The sequence below is a fragment of the Bacillus sp. JK74 genome, assembly GCF_053663395.1.
The window spans coordinates 1-13,138 of record NZ_JBSJQB010000007.1 but is presented as its reverse complement, the minus strand read 5'-3'; the positions used below and the strand labels follow the sequence as shown (position 1 = coordinate 13,138).

At 46.2% G+C, this 13,138-nt stretch carries 11 protein-coding genes and 1 rRNA gene; 6 read left to right on the top strand and 6 right to left on the bottom strand.

Translation table 11 applies throughout. The features are described 5' to 3' along the window. The first annotated feature begins 54 nt into the window (after nucleotides 1–54). The 5 genes from btr to ACWJJ5_RS17235 all read left to right on the top strand — a co-directional run bounded on the left by btr (nucleotide 55) and on the right by ACWJJ5_RS17235 (nucleotide 5,482). Nucleotides 55–1,650 carry a bacillibactin transport transcriptional regulator Btr gene (btr, locus tag ACWJJ5_RS17255; protein ID WP_454022575.1) on the top strand — a complete coding sequence of 532 codons (1,596 nt, stop codon included), beginning with the start codon at nucleotides 55–57 and terminating at the stop codon, nucleotides 1,648–1,650. 87 nt (nucleotides 1,651–1,737) lie between these two features. Next, a complete protein-coding gene (locus ACWJJ5_RS17250) occupies nucleotides 1,738–2,694 on the top strand; it encodes an ABC transporter substrate-binding protein (protein ID WP_077721704.1) in 957 nt (318 codons plus the stop codon). 19 nt (nucleotides 2,695–2,713) lie between these two features. Continuing rightward, nucleotides 2,714–3,721, top strand: coding sequence for a FecCD family ABC transporter permease (locus tag ACWJJ5_RS17245; RefSeq protein ID WP_007609051.1), 1,008 nt, complete (start codon nucleotides 2,714–2,716; stop codon nucleotides 3,719–3,721). Nucleotide 3,722: 1 nt separating this feature from the next. Further along, nucleotides 3,723–4,733 (top strand): iron ABC transporter permease FeuC, encoded by a 1,011-nt coding sequence (gene feuC, locus ACWJJ5_RS17240; protein WP_032872817.1) that lies wholly within the window; start codon nucleotides 3,723–3,725, stop codon nucleotides 4,731–4,733. Beyond that, entirely contained in the window at nucleotides 4,730–5,482 is a 753-nt protein-coding gene (locus ACWJJ5_RS17235; RefSeq protein WP_070081283.1) for an alpha/beta hydrolase, read from the top strand. Before feuC ends, ACWJJ5_RS17235 begins: the two co-directional genes overlap by 4 nt. Here the strand turns inward: ACWJJ5_RS17235 and ACWJJ5_RS17230 are convergent. The 5 genes from ACWJJ5_RS17230 to ACWJJ5_RS17210 all read right to left on the bottom strand — a co-directional run bounded on the left by ACWJJ5_RS17230 (nucleotide 5,471) and on the right by ACWJJ5_RS17210 (nucleotide 11,464). Continuing rightward, a complete protein-coding gene (locus ACWJJ5_RS17230) occupies nucleotides 5,471–6,412 on the bottom strand; it encodes a bile acid:sodium symporter family protein (protein WP_094247904.1) in 942 nt (313 codons plus the stop codon). The two genes, ACWJJ5_RS17235 and ACWJJ5_RS17230, sit on opposite strands and share 12 nt — an antisense overlap. A gap of 150 nt (nucleotides 6,413–6,562) precedes the next feature. Then, nucleotides 6,563–7,996 (bottom strand): SulP family inorganic anion transporter, encoded by a 1,434-nt coding sequence (locus ACWJJ5_RS17225; protein ID WP_102421951.1) that lies wholly within the window; start codon nucleotides 7,994–7,996, stop codon nucleotides 6,563–6,565. 231 nt (nucleotides 7,997–8,227) lie between these two features. After that, nucleotides 8,228–9,274 (bottom strand): zinc-dependent alcohol dehydrogenase, encoded by a 1,047-nt coding sequence (locus ACWJJ5_RS17220; protein WP_003156784.1) that lies wholly within the window; start codon nucleotides 9,272–9,274, stop codon nucleotides 8,228–8,230. Continuing rightward, nucleotides 9,249–10,199 (bottom strand): inositol monophosphatase family protein, encoded by a 951-nt coding sequence (locus ACWJJ5_RS17215; RefSeq protein ID WP_101562638.1) that lies wholly within the window; start codon nucleotides 10,197–10,199, stop codon nucleotides 9,249–9,251. Before ACWJJ5_RS17215 ends, ACWJJ5_RS17220 begins: the two co-directional genes overlap by 26 nt. Beyond that, on the bottom strand, nucleotides 10,196–11,464 hold the full coding sequence (locus ACWJJ5_RS17210) for an aspartate aminotransferase family protein (RefSeq protein ID WP_102421953.1): 1,269 nt from the start codon (nucleotides 11,462–11,464) through the stop codon (nucleotides 10,196–10,198). The genes ACWJJ5_RS17215 and ACWJJ5_RS17210 overlap by 4 nt, the downstream gene beginning before the upstream one ends. A gap of 228 nt (nucleotides 11,465–11,692) precedes the next feature. Between ACWJJ5_RS17210 and ACWJJ5_RS17205 the strand changes: the two genes are divergently transcribed. Next, a complete protein-coding gene (locus tag ACWJJ5_RS17205; protein WP_180992941.1) occupies nucleotides 11,693–12,904 on the top strand; it encodes an MFS transporter in 1,212 nt (403 codons plus the stop codon). A gap of 95 nt (nucleotides 12,905–12,999) precedes the next feature. On the opposite strand, the gene rrf is transcribed toward ACWJJ5_RS17205, so the two are convergent. Next, a 5S ribosomal RNA gene (rrf, locus tag ACWJJ5_RS17200) occupies nucleotides 13,000–13,115 on the bottom strand. Between the last annotated feature and the right edge of the window lie 23 nt (nucleotides 13,116–13,138).

Below are 13,138 nucleotides of genomic sequence, written 5' to 3'. Positions count from 1 at the left end.
TTCAATTGATAACAGTTATCATTTAAATGAATGTTTCCTAAAAGGTGGTTTCTCATGAAAAACACATTATTCTTTCAGCCCATTGATATCATCTCCGTAAAAAAAACAGCCGACCTTCTGTCAGAGCATCAGCTCACTGATTCCCCCGTATTGATCTTTCATGTGAAAGGCGAGGGACAAATTGATATCGGCACAGACAGCTTTCCGCTGCAGAAGGAAACGCTCTACATCTGTCCTTGTGATGAGACTTTCAATATTGCCCCTATATCGTCAGGCGGCATCCATTTGTATATCGTCAGACTCCGTGTTTTCTCCTATTCCTCAGATGATGAAGCGATGCTTCCGGATAACGGGGAAGACATCTTCCACGGACTTCAGCAAATGAATTTACAAACGGTTGATCATTTGACAAGCCGGCTCCAATCACTTTCTGAAAACGTGCGATCGGCGGATGGAGTGCAGAAAATGAAATATACAGCCGACTTTCAGCAGCTGATGTACGACCTTTATGCCGCAAAAGTATGCCATCAAAATAATACGAAAGCGGCGATCGAACAGACAAAACAATTCATACATGCTCAGTCCGACACAAAAATCACACTCACCCAGCTCGCTCATATGGCGGGAATCAGTCCCAAGCATTACAGTGAAACCTTTAAAAAACTATACGGGCAGAGCGTAACTGAATATATCACAGACATCCGCATAACCAATGCGAAAAAACTGATGGCCAAGGCAAGCTGCAAACTGCGGGAAATCGCTCATCAAATCGGCTACCAGGACGAATTTTATTTCAGCCGCATCTTTAAAAAACATACCGGCAGCTCACCTACAAGCTATATGAAAAAAAGACGAACAAAAATGGCCGCGTACGGAAAAGAAACGATGGGGCATCTGATTCCTCTGCATCACGTGCCTTACGCTGCGGCGCTGCACCCGAAATGGACGGCCTATTATTACAAACAATTCTCTTCCGATATTCCGGTTCACCTGAGCGCTTACCGCTATAATGCAAATTGGGAAGAGAACCTGCACACGCTGTCTCAAGCTGCCCCGGACATCATTTTCAGTCTCGATTCTGTCAGTGAAGAAGAAAAACAGCGCCTGAATGACATCACTGAAGTTTTTTATCTTCCGGCTCAAGAGAATTGGAGAGACCAGTTTCTTCGCACAGCCGCATATCTGAATGAAGAGCAGGAGGCGCGGCACTGGCTTAAAACTTATCAAAGTCTCGCCCATTCAGCGAAAGATGCTCTTAAACACGTGCGGCATCAGCGGTTCTTATTTGTCCGTGTATATAAAGAAAATATGTACATCGCCCATAACAACAGTATTGAGGAAGTCTTCTTCGGTGATTTAGACTTTGCCTCCGCAAAACCGGAATCTTTTGCTCCTGACGAAAAGATTTCCTTGGAAATGCTGGCGGATTGCCAGGCTGACTGCATCATGCTTTTCACTTGTAAAGAACCGGAAACGCTTCGCTATTTTCAGCGGATTCAGCAGACCGGGATATGGCAGAACCTTAGTGCCGTCAGCAATAAACGCGTGTTTCCCATTTCATCTGACCCGTGGATTGAATATTCTCCAAGCGGACATCAGCGGATGATCGAGCAAAGCATTTCCATTTTATCCGAAGATCGTCCATGGTAATGCCGGAAATTATCCATGGTCTTATCCCTGTTCATTCTCTATAATTCCAATTGATAATAGTTATCAATTGAACAGGAGGAACAATAGATGAAGAAATTGGCATTCGCTTTCATGATTTTGCTTTTGGCTTTCACGGCCGCGGCTTGCGGAAGCTCAGAAACATCTGATACAGCAAGTAAAGGAAAGGACGCTTCTTCAGATAAACAGAAAATCGAATATCTCGGAAAAACATATGAAGTCAAAGCGCCGACTGACAAAATCGCCATTACAGGCAGCGTAGAATCAATGGAAGACGCCAAATTGCTTGACGTTCATCCGGCAGGAGCAATTTCTTTCTCCGGCAAATTCCCGGAACTGTTTAAAGATATTACAGATAAATCCGTATCAACGGGAGAAAAAATGCAGCCGAATATGGAAAAAATTCTTGAGCTGCAGCCGGACGTCATTCTGGCATCAACCAAATTCCCGGAAAAAACGTTGAAAAAATTGAGCGGCACCGCTGAAACCATCCCTGTCTCTCATATCTCATCAAACTGGAAAGAAAACATGATGCTGCTCGCCCAGCTTACAGATAAAGAGAAAAAAGCGAAAAAAATCATCGCAGATTACGAACAGGACCTGAAAAAGACAAAAACAAAGATCAACAGCAAAGCGAAACAGTCAAACGCACTGGTCATCAGAATCAGACAAGGCAATATTTATATTTATCCTGAACAAGTTTATTTCAACTCCACGCTTTACGGTGATTTAGGCCTGAAGGCACCGGACGAAGTCAAAGCGGCGAAAGCGCAGGAACTGATCTCTCTTGAAAAATTAAGCGAAATGAACCCTGACCATATCTTCGTACAATTTTCTGATGACGAAAACGCAGATAAGCCGGACGCTTTGAAAGACTTAGAGAAAAATCCGATCTGGAAGAGCCTGAAGGCAGTCAAAAAAGACCATGTATACGTCAATACGATTGATCCATTAGCCCAAGGCGGAACCGCGTGGAGTAAAATCAGCTTCTTACAGGTTGCGGCTGACAAATTGACTCAAGACTAATAAAGAGTAGGTTTTTCACATGTATGCAAAACGGCGGACACACATTATTATCATTGCTTCACCGATTGCCATTGTTCTGTCACTGCTCCTTTCCGTTTTATACGGCGCAAAGCAGCTTGACTTCCATACCGTGTTCTCCGCATTGCTGCACTTTAATCCGGAGAATACCGACCATCAGATCATATGGCATTCAAGAATCCCGAGGGCTGCCGGCGCTATGTTTATCGGCGCCGCCCTTGCTGTTTCCGGGGCGCTCATGCAGGGAATCACACGGAACTATCTGGCCTCGCCTTCGATCATGGGTGTGTCGGACGGCTCCGCTTTTATCATCACCCTTTGCATGGTATTGCTCCCTCAATCGACATCCATTGAAATGATCATATACTCGTTTATCGGTTCCGCATTCGGCGCGGCTCTTGTTTTCGGGCTGGCCTCCATTCTTCCCGGCGGTTTTACCCCTGTGCAGCTTGCCATTATCGGAACGGTAACCAGTATGCTTCTCAGCAGTCTGTCGGCTGCGCTTTCGATTTATTTTCAAATTTCGCAGGATCTCAGTTTTTGGTACAGTGCGAGACTGCATCAAATGAACCCTGATTTTTTGAAACTGGCCGTCCCATTTTTTGCGATCGGAATCATCACGGCCATGATTCTCAGCAAAAAGGTCACTGCCGTATCATTAGGAGACGACATTTCAAAAAGTCTGGGACAGCAGAAAAGAACCATCAAACTCATGGCGATGGCAGCCGTTGTCATATTGACCGGAAGCTCGGTGGCGCTCGCCGGAAAAATTGCCTTTGTCGGTTTGGTCGTTCCGCACATCACACGTTTTCTCGTCGGATCGGACTACAGCAGGCTGATCCCATGCGCGTGCATCATCGGCGGCGTCTTCCTGACCCTTTGCGATCTTGCCAGCCGATTCATCAATTACCCGTTTGAGACGCCTATTGAAGTCGTCACTTCTATCATCGGTGTTCCTTTCTTTCTTTATTTGATTAAAAGAAAAGGAGGGGATCAGCGTGGTGCGTAAAATGGCCGGAATTTATATCATTCTGATTGCTCTCATATTGCTCGTAAGCTATTTCAGCATGACAAGCGGTTCTTTTTCCGCAAAGCCGGGTGAACTGCTCAGTACGCTTTTCCGCATCCATCCGAATCCGCAATATGACATTTTGCTGTTTCAGCTGAGGCTGCCGCGCATAGTCATGGCTGCTGCCATCGGACTCGGATTGGGGATAGCCGGAGCCGTTATTCAGGCCATTACCAAAAACGGTCTTGCCGATCCCGGTATTTTGGGCATTAATGCAGGAGCCGGAGCGGGAATCGTCACGTTTATGCTTCTGTTTCAGGGACAATCTGAAGCGACGGCACTTGCCTCTGCGATGGGTATGCCTGTCTTCGGCCTCATCGGAGGATTGATGGCGGCCGTGCTGATCTATATTTTCGCCTGGCACCGGGGGCATCTGGAATCGGGCAGAATTATTCTCGTCGGAATCGCCATGAATTCCGGATTCAGCGCGCTGTCTTTATTTCTATCATTAAAAATGGACCCGCAGGATTATGAGATGGCGATGGTTTGGAAAAACGGCAGCATCTGGTCGGCAAACTGGATGACCATTACGGCAATCCTTCCGTGGCTGATCTTGTTCATTCCTCTTCTTATGGCGAAAACGTCATTGCTGGATACCATTCGTTTCGATGAGGACACGGTGAAAAGCCTCGGTGTTTCAACCAATAAAGAAAAAACCATTTTACTCATTGCCTGCATCGCTTTGATCAGCGCATGTGTAACCGCAGCGGGCAGCATGGCATTTGTCGGACTGATCGCGCCCCATATTTCCCGCAGGCTCGCCGGCATTGAGCACAGATACTCATTACCGGTCAGCGGACTGGTCGGTATGCTCCTCGTCATATCCGCCGACTTTGCGGGCAAATTGTTCTTTCAGCCTTCAGAAGTGCCGGCGGGAATTATTCTTGCGATTCTCGGCGTTCCTTATTTCTTTTTTCTTCTGTTTAAGCAAAAGAAGGGGCTGGACGCATGAGAGGCACCCTTACAGAACACCGGATAAACGGAAGGGAATGCACTGTGTATCTTCCTCCGTCCTATTCGGTTCAAACGGGGGCTTTACCCTGTGTGTACGTACTTGACGGAGGATCTTTGTTTTTAGAACAGATAGATAAGCTTGAATTCCAATTTGCAGACGGAACACTTTCCGAATTGATTTTCATCGGCATCAAACCGGCTGACAGACTCGATGAGTACACACCGTGGCCCGCGCCTTCCCTGAGCCCTGCGTTTCATGATTTCGGCGGCAAAGGGAGGCTCTTTCTTGAGGAGCTGACAAATGTCATCATTCCAACTGTTGAAGATATGCATCACATTTCTGCACATTCGGAAACGAGAGGACTGATCGGCGCGTCATTAGGCGGACTGTTTTCGATATACGCGATGCTGCAAAAGCCTGAAATATTCGGCAGAATCGGCTGTATTTCCGGTTCCTTCTGGTATGAAAAATCAGCAGATTATGTCCGCTCCGCACCTTTGCGGCCGGCACGGCGGCGTATCTATATGTCTGTCGGCAGCCGTGAAGCAGAGCAAAAATGTAACATCCAAAACACCATGATCGGACAAAATAAAGGCGTGTACAAAAGCCTGAGGCAAAAAGGCTTTTCTCAATCTCAGCTCTCATTTACGATCGAAGAGGGTGCCGTGCACCATCAAGAAGCGTTCAAACGACAATTCAATTCAGCACTAAGCTGGCTGTACGGAAAAAACCGCTCACGTAGCTGAGCGGTTTTTTTCATACTTGATCACGACCGGCTTAAGTTCAAAGCGTCTCAGCAAATAGCCGAACAAAGCGGCAAGGATTTGCTGAAAGAGCATCCCGATGACGACCGGAACCGCCACTTGAGACGGAAAAAAAGACACGGCGAGAACAGCTCCGGCGCTGATATTGCGCATGCCCCCCGTATAAATCAGAGACACGATTTCATCCTGGCTCCGCTTCATCAGTCTTCCGATCAGCCAAGCCACGGCATAACCCGTCATGGCAATAAAAAATACCATGCCAGCGATGCCCGCAAATTTGATATCCACATGCGTGACATACGGCGCGATTTCCGAACTGTTAATGGCAATGACAATCATCAGACAGATTTTTGAAAAAGGAGACAATGACCGGCTTATCGCCTGAGTCCTTACCGGCGGGGAAAACTGGTTGACCATCATCCCTGCGATGGACGGAATCACCACCATCTCCGCCAGCCCTTTCATCATGCCCCACACATCCATCTGAACATTCGCCCCGGCCAGGACAGACAGGCTTAACGGTACGATAAAAGGAGAAAGTACGGTATCAACCAGGATAATAGACAGCGTCAATCCGACATTTCCCTTATACATCGCAGCCCAAATCAAACTCGTAATTCCGGTCGGGATCACCACACCCATAATCAGCCCCGTCACAGTTAAAGGGTCACCGCTGAAAATCAGATGGCCGCTTCCCCATGCAAAAACAGGCATGAAAATATGCAGAACAAACAATGCCATGATCATCGGGAGCGGCTTCTCGATACTGCGCTTCAGCGATTGAAAATTGGCACTCAGACTGCCCGTAAATGTAATAAATGCAAATATCCACGGCACAGCGCCGGCCATCCAGCTGATATGCTGAGATAACAGCACACCCGCCGCCACACTTGACGGAGTCAAAAGCGGCATGATTCTCCCCAACACTTGGTTCAACTTCTGAAGCCACATCATATGCAAGTCTCCTATATACGGTTTTCAAGTCTCATTCATTATAACAATGCACATCGCCAAATTTAACCGAAAAAAAGCCCGGATATATTCATCCGGACTTCACAAATTCTATGCCATTTGCTTCATTAAATCTCGGCTTTTCTGATTTAATCCCTTTAATTCAGCCTCAATTCCGTATTCTTTACATTTGGCGACAATCTTCTCAAGAGCAGCCGCTCCAGAATCATCCCACACGTGGGCATCGGTCAAATCGATGATAATCCGTTTCACGTCTTCATCATAAACGATGGCATTCATCAGTTCAGACACGGAAGCAAAAAAGATCTGTCCCGTGACCTTATAAGTTCTGACATCTTTCTGTTCGGAATGTGACACAATCTTCAGCTTAGAAATTTTCGCCGTAAAAAAGATTGCGCTTAGCAGCACACCCGCGAAAACACCCTTCGATAAATCATTTGTCAGAACGACTGTCACGACGGTAATCACCATAACGATCGAATCAGTAAGGGGCGCTTTCCGCAAACCTTTAATCGATGACCAGTCGAACGTGCCGATGGACACCATAACCATCACGGCCACAAGCGCAGCCATCGGAATTTTCACGACGATACCGCTTAATACGGCAATTAAAAACATTAAAAACGCTCCGGCCGTAAAAGCCGACAACCGGCCGCGTCCGCCGGCTTTCGTATTAATGACAGACTGGCCGATCATGGCGCATCCGGCCATGCCTCCGAAAAACCCGTTCACAATATTGGCGATGCCTTGTCCGCGGCTTTCTTTGTTCTTATCACTATCCGTATCCGTCATTTCGTCAATGATCTGGGCCGTCAGCAACGACTCAAGCAATCCGACGAATGCCAGCGCCAGTGAATACGGGAAAATAATCCGCAATGTCTCAAACGTCCACGGAACATCCGGTATCAAGAAATGCGGAAGTGAACTTGTAATCCCGCCCATATCACCGACCGTGCGGACATCCGCATGGAAGACCACCGCAATGATCGTCATGACAAGAATCGCCACCAGCGGAGACGGCACAGCCGTCGTAACCTTCGGCAAAAGATATATGATAGCCAGTGATCCGGCAAGCATGGCGTACATGACCCATGAAGCTCCTTTGAACTGCGGCAGCTGCGCAGAAAAAATCAAGATCGCCAAAGCATTCACAAATCCGATCATGACCGAACGCGGAATAAATTTCATCAATTTCGCTATCTTACTGACACCAAGAATAAATTGAATAATACCTGTCAAAATGGTTGCCGCAAACAAATACTGCAGCCCGTAATCAGCCACCAATGTCACCATGACAACCGCCATTGAACCCGTAGCGGCTGAAACCATTCCCGGTCTGCCGCCGAAGATAGAAATAATAATCGCGATACAAAATGATGCATAAAGGCCGACCATCGGATCGACACCTGCAATAATTGAAAATCCGATCGCCTCAGGGATCAGAGCGAGAGCAACCAGAATACCGGCCAGAATGTCTTTACGGACATTTCCGAACCATTGCTGCTGTAACGTATAATCTTTCAAATGATAACGACTCCTTTTCACTATAAAAATCCGCACCTTATCAGTTGGAAACATTGATTTTTATCTGGGGAATATGAGGCAAGCTTACGGGGAAAAAGGGGACACGCTCAGAGTATAATGTCGTTGAGGAAAGGAATGGTTAACAAAGAGTATCATATTAAACTTTAAAGAAATGTGCAAGACCGTATAAATAAGAAAAGAAAACGGCTCTCACTGGAGCCGTTTCCGCTTTTATAAAAGTTCCGGATCAGACACAAGAATCGTTTTTATTGCGCTGATATCCTTTCTTTCTTTTGTCACCGGGTCGATGCCCATGAGATGATCAATGGCTTCTTCATAATTCTTCAGTTCCGTCTTTTCCGTAATAAAATCATAGAGCTGCGGAAGGTCGGACGCGCATGCTAACGCAGCCTCCATGATCTGACGGGCTTCACCTGTGCCCACAATCGTTACGCCGTTTGACAGCAGCTGGTACGGCCTGACTGTCATCTCATACGTATCATCAAAGCCCATCGGCACGATTCTGCCTCCCTTTTCAATAAAAGGATAAGCCCAATCAAGCTGATTGCCGATCGCGTCAAAAATCACATCAAATTTTCTTCCTTGATTAATCCGTTTCACTTCATCCACGGTTAATGCTTCAGGGTGGTAGACATAATCCGATATCCGGCTCGCCGCTTCGCTTCGGAAACTGCCTATTTCAGTCGCAACCGTCAATCGCGCCAGTTTTTTCACCATCATTTGCACAAGCAGTCCGATCGGTCCGGACCCCAAAACCAAGACCGAGTCCTCCGGCTGAATCGAAGCTTTGTCCACAACATTCAGCACACAGGAGAGAGGCTCAACCAATGTGGCCCGCTCCCATTCCATTGAATCCGGAATTCTGTACATGAACCTGTCTTCTCCCACGTAATATTCCGCAAACGTTCCGTGCGCCCCGATTCCGAGCTGCCAATCCTCGAAGGTTTCGCAATAACACGTCAGCCCTCTCCGGCAATAATGACATTTCCCGCAAAACTGCGTAGGATCTATCACGACGCGGTCTCCGACTTTTACATTTGTCACGTCCGGTCCGATTTCCACGACCGCTCCCACCGATTCATGCCCCATAATCATATGATGGGTTGCATTCATTTTTCCTTTCAGCACATTTAAATCCGTTCCGCATATACCGGTGCCGAAAATTTTCACTTTCACATCATTGGATTTCCGAATTTGAGGCTCGTCCACCTCTTGATATTCAAGCTTATCATTAGGAGTCCAGACCAACGCCTTCATATTTCTCTTCCTTTCTGCCCCAGCGGATTTGGTCTAACAATGTTTGATGAAGCTCCTTCGTTGATGCCGCAATACATGATTGCTGATTCTGATAACTTAAATCTGTCAGAAGCGTTTCGTCCAAAGACCGGCCGTATGCATCCGTAATGACCACTCCCGCTTTCTTCGCCAAAAAGACGCTTGCGGCAATATCATAAGGAAACAAATGCAGCACCTGTCCGTTCCCGACCTGCTGAAAATCTGAAAGCAGCTTCGGATCATCTTTCAGCAGACGATTGCCGATATCCACATAAGCATCCATCTGCCCCGTGATAATTCGTGAAATCGAATAAGAAGCGCTGTTGAAAACAAAAACCCCGCCATTATTAGCCGATTGGTCAATCAGATGGCCGTATGCGTCCGTCATCAGCTTCGCCGGATGCCCGTTAAATTCAAGGCTCCAAAACATATTTTTAATATCCCGCACTCCGCTCAAATTCGGCAAATCTCCCTGATACCCCTCAAATTGAATGACATCGCTGTAAATATCACCGTACATATAAGCGCCCGATTTCAATTCAAGCAAAAAAGCAAATTCGATATCCTTAATCTTTGCGTTTGGCTTATATGAAGCAAGCGCAATCGAAATACACGACATTTCAAGCCCCGCGGCGGCCGGGCGCGTTCCGTCTATCGGATCTACAATTAAAATATATTGCGGATCTTCTCCAATCAGCTTCAGGCCGCCATCCTCCGTGTAAAAAGCAACCGGATGGCCCTTTTCTTGAATATAATCCAGCACCGCCTCCTCAGCAGCGGCGTCTATGTTAAATTGGGCGTCGCCTCCCGGAGAATAGCCGTTTACGAGCCGGTTTTTCAGCGTGCCTTTTTGATTTTTCACCTTATGATAAACAAATTGTCCAAGCTCAATGATATAGTCTCTCACTTGATTTCCTCCAATAGCTTGCGAAGTCTGTAGCAGAGCACTTCGGCTTCACTAAGTGTAATGGTTAAAGGCGGACGGATTTTAAATACATTTCCGAACCCGTAACGGGATGTCCGGAGAATCAGCCCGTAATCCATTGCCCGTTTTGCAATATAATTGGTCAGCTCCACATCCGGTTCATTGTTCTCTTTTACAATCTCCACACCGATCATAAGACCGACGCCTCTTACCTCAGAAATAAAAGCGAAATCCTCTTTCATCGTTTCTAAGCGATCCATAATATAATGACCGACCGTCGTTACATTTTCCAAAAATCCCGGACGCTGCATGATATCTATGGTTTTACACGCGGCAGCGGCGGCCATCACATTTGAGCCGTACGTGAAGGAGTGCGTATACCCCGGAAGCCCGGTATACTTGTCCTCCGTCAGAGTGGCGGCGACTTGGAAGCCTGTGCCCCCGAGCCCTTTTGCTACCGTCATCATATTAGGTTTCACATCGAAGTGGTCCGCGGCAAACATTTTGCCCGTCCGTCCGAACCCGGTCTGAATTTCATCAAAAATCAGGGCGATATCGTGTTCATCACAAAGCTGTTTCAGCTGTTTAAAATACTCTTTAGGCGGAACGACGTTTCCACCGTTTCCGGATATCGGTTCAATAATCATGGCGGCAATTTTTCCATTGCTCGCATACTCAATAAAATCATTAATTCTTTCTACGCACAGCATACCGCATGAATCAGGTTTCTGATTATAAAAACAGCGGCTGCAATACGGATCGGGGACTTGAAGGCCAAAAGAAATTTGCGGCGGGAAAGGTTCTTTTCTGAATGAGTTGCCGGACAAAGCGGAAGTCATATACGTTTGTCCGAGGTGGCTTCGAAATAAGGAGATGACATCGGTTTTTCCGGAGTAATACTGAGCCATTTTAATAGCTCCTTCATTTGCACCGGAACCGCTGCTGACTTTAGGGTGTACTTTTGTGAGATTATCGGGGGCGATTTCTACTAGTTTTTCTGCCAGTTTATTTACAGCGTCTGTTTGAAAAGATGATGTCACATGGATCAGCTTATCGGCTTGTTCTTTAACCGTATCAATGACTTCTTTGTTACCGTATCCTAAATTCAAGTTAAATGTGGCAGAAGCGCAATCAATGTACTCATTCCCCTCTTGATCGTACAGGTAAATCCCTTCTCCGCGCTCCATTACTACATCGTCAACACTGTAATACAAGCTGTCTGGATTCGTGATTTCCTTCGTTCCCACAAATACCACCCCTATGAAATTATTAGAATTTCGCTTTTTATCGTATTAATTATTGAAAATAATGTCAACGATCTTTCTTGTAAAAAATGTTAACAATTTGTTAACGTTACCATAAGGGATGTATGAGAAAAAGTTATGTGATATAGTAACAATACTTGGATTTTTTGTAAAAACGTCATGTCATACGAGTAGAGAGAAATATTATTTTACCAATAAGGAGATAAAATGATGAAAACTCGTCTGCTGTGGATAAGCTGTTTTTCTTATGGATCGATTGCTTTTACACTTGTTATTCTGGGAGCCGTACTGCCTGAGTTACTCACACATTATTCACAAAGCTACAGTAATGGCGGTGTATTGGTATTCTCTCAGTTCATGGGCTTTCTCATCGGTGTCATCGGAATGCCTTACATGGTGAAAAAGCTTGGGCGCAAAAACGTCGTTATCTTTGGCATGGCACTCATCAGCTGTGAAATGTTCATCACCTTCCTGCCGCCCTGGCCGCTGCTCTTTCTTCTCGTCAGCATCGCGGGGCTTGGCGCCGGATTGGTGGAATCCTGTGTAGGCACGATCATCCTCACCGCTATTAAAGAAAGACAGGCTGTGGCCATGAGCAAGATGGAAGTGGCCTACGGATTAGGTGCGCTTTTCATGCCTCTGCTCTCAGGCTTTCTTATCAACAACCACAGGTGGACAATTGCTTTTTTAGTATTAGGGTTATCCAGTTTTGCACTTTTAATCGCATGGAAGCAGATGAGTTTCGGCAGTATTGATCAGCTTCTCATCCGAAAAGAGGTCTCTTCCGATGACACTAAAAAAGAAAGCACCGGTTATCAGTCACACGGATTGCTTTTTATTACCTTGGCGGGGGCTTACTTCTTCTTTTACGGCGGCAGTGAAGTTTCAATTGTACATTTTATCCCCTCCATTTTCGCTGAGAAATGGGATATCCCCAACTCTTTGGCAACGATAACAGTTACAGTGTATTGGACGGGGATGATCATCGGAAGGTTATTAACAGGCCCGGTATCAGAAAAGCTGACATATCACCGTTATCTTCGTCTCATAAGCATTGGAGGTCTAGCTGCACTTACCGTATTGGCACTAAGTAAAAACGTATGGTTCGGCTTTGCCCTTTGCTTCTTTTTAGGGCTGTTCATGGCAGGCATGTTTGCAATAGCCCTAATCATCACGAATCATTTTTATCCCGGAAAGACAGAAACGACTACCAGTATTCTGCTTGCTTCAAACGGATTAGGAGGTTCACTCCTTCCGATCGCCGTCGGCTGGAGCTTAGATGAATATCCCGCACAAACTGCATTCTGGCTGTTTACTGCACTGATGGTCCTTATGCTGCTGATTGTGTTCAGTTTAAGAATACTCGAGACAATAAAATCAAACAATCTTCAAAATCACAACAGCAAAGCAAAATCAATGTAAACAAAAAAGCTAATGCCCTTGAAAGGCATTAGCTTTATATATCTATGTGATCTTTCATATAAAAAAACCAGTTCATCATGAACTGGTTTAAGACAGCTTGGCGGCGTCCTACTCTCACAGGGGGAAACCCCCGACTACCATCGGCGCTGAAGAGCTTAACTTCCGTGTTCGGCATGGGAACGGGTGTGACCTCTTCGCTATCGCCACCAAACCATTGAGAGTGTTCTCTCAAAA

Excerpts from the sequence above, each read along its gene's own strand:
- btr (WP_454022575.1), top strand. The coding sequence starts at position 55 with ATGAAAAACACATTATTCTTTCAGCCCATTGATATCATCTCCGTAAAA.
- ACWJJ5_RS17250 (WP_077721704.1), top strand. The coding sequence starts at position 1,738 with ATGAAGAAATTGGCATTCGCTTTCATGATTTTGCTTTTGGCTTTCACG.
- ACWJJ5_RS17245 (WP_007609051.1), top strand. The coding sequence starts at position 2,714 with ATGTATGCAAAACGGCGGACACACATTATTATCATTGCTTCACCGATT.
- feuC (WP_032872817.1), top strand. The coding sequence starts at position 3,723 with ATGGCCGGAATTTATATCATTCTGATTGCTCTCATATTGCTCGTAAGC.
- ACWJJ5_RS17235 (WP_070081283.1), top strand. The coding sequence starts at position 4,730 with ATGAGAGGCACCCTTACAGAACACCGGATAAACGGAAGGGAATGCACT.
- ACWJJ5_RS17230 (WP_094247904.1), bottom strand. The coding sequence starts at position 6,412 with ATGCCGCTTTTGACTCCGTCAAGTGTGGCGGCGGGTGTGCTGTTATCT.
- ACWJJ5_RS17220 (WP_003156784.1), bottom strand. The coding sequence starts at position 9,274 with ATGAAGGCGTTGGTCTGGACTCCTAATGATAAGCTTGAATATCAAGAG.
- ACWJJ5_RS17205 (WP_180992941.1), top strand. The coding sequence starts at position 11,693 with ATGAAAACTCGTCTGCTGTGGATAAGCTGTTTTTCTTATGGATCGATT.